A 1,080-nucleotide genomic window follows, 5' to 3' on the forward strand; every position below is an offset into this window, starting at 1 on the left:
GTTGCGAGGGCCTCTCATGAGGTTGTGCGCCGCCAGGGACTCGAACCCCGGACCCGCTGATTAAGAGTCAGCTGCTCTAACCAACTGAGCTAGCGGCGCGGGTTGCCGTTCTGCCGCTCTCGGCGGCTGACGACAGAAGTAATACTACCTGGTCCCGGGAGGTGCTCCTGACCACCCTGACCAGGCCCGGCCTGATCCACCGGACAGGCCCTACAGCGCCAGCGACAGCACCACCGGAGCCGCCCTGCGGTTCAGCGTGTCCGCCGCCGCGCGCAGCCGGTGGGCATGCTCGATCGGGAGGGAGAGCGCCAGGCAGCCGACCGCGGAGCCGGCCGTCAGCGGGACCGCCGCGCAGACCGTCCCCACCGCGTACTCCTGGAGATCCAGCACGGGGACCGTGGGCGGCTGGGCGTCCAGCTTCGAGAAGAGGATCTTCTCGTTCGTGATCGTCCGGGACGTGAGCCGGGCGATCTTGTGGCGCGACAGATGGTCGCGGCGGCCGTTCTGGTCGAGCTGGGTGAGCAGGCACTTGCCCACCGCGCTGGCGTGCGCCGCGGAGCGGAAGTCGACCCACTCGTTGACCCTGGGTGTGCGCGGGCCGTCGGCGAACTGCGTGATCTTGACCTCGCCGTCGATGTACCGGCTGATGTAGACCGCCGCGCCCACCGAGTCGCGCAGCTCGGTGAGGGTCTCCTGCAGCTTGCGCTCCAGGGCCTCGCGCCGGGTGGCGCCGGAGCCCAGCAGGACGAGGGAGTCCCCGATCACATACGCGCCGTCGCCGACCTGCTCCACGTAGCCCTCGCGGCGCAGCATCAGCAGCATCGATGCCAGATGACCGGTGGGCAGTCCGGTCTCGCGGGCGATCTGGGCATCGGTCACACCGCCACCATGCTTGGAGATCGTCTCCAGTACGCGCAGGGCGTATTGCACCGAGTGGAACGGTGCGGTCGGCTCGGGCATCAGCGCCACGGTTTCCCCCTACCAGGTTGTGACCGCAAGCTTCCGTACCACGATAGCTGCCAAGAACCATAAACGGTGTGGCTGTTGGCGAGAATTGTCGTGCGCCCCAGTGCCATATCT

The 1,080-nt window shown here is 67.9% G+C and carries 1 protein-coding gene and 1 tRNA gene; both read right to left on the reverse strand.

Going from position 1 to position 1,080, the window contains the following annotated elements:
- Nucleotides 1-25: 25 nt before the first annotated feature.
- A tRNA-Lys gene (locus ACWGI8_RS44535) sits at nucleotides 26-99 on the reverse strand.
- 111 nt (nucleotides 100-210) lie between these two features.
- The gene (locus ACWGI8_RS44540; RefSeq protein WP_453669372.1) at nucleotides 211-969 is read right to left on the reverse strand and encodes an IclR family transcriptional regulator; all 759 of its coding nucleotides are present in this window, start codon (nucleotides 967-969) and stop codon (nucleotides 211-213) included.
- Nucleotides 970-1,080: the final 111 nt, after the last annotated feature.

This window comes from Streptomyces sp. NPDC054841, from assembly GCF_053611045.1.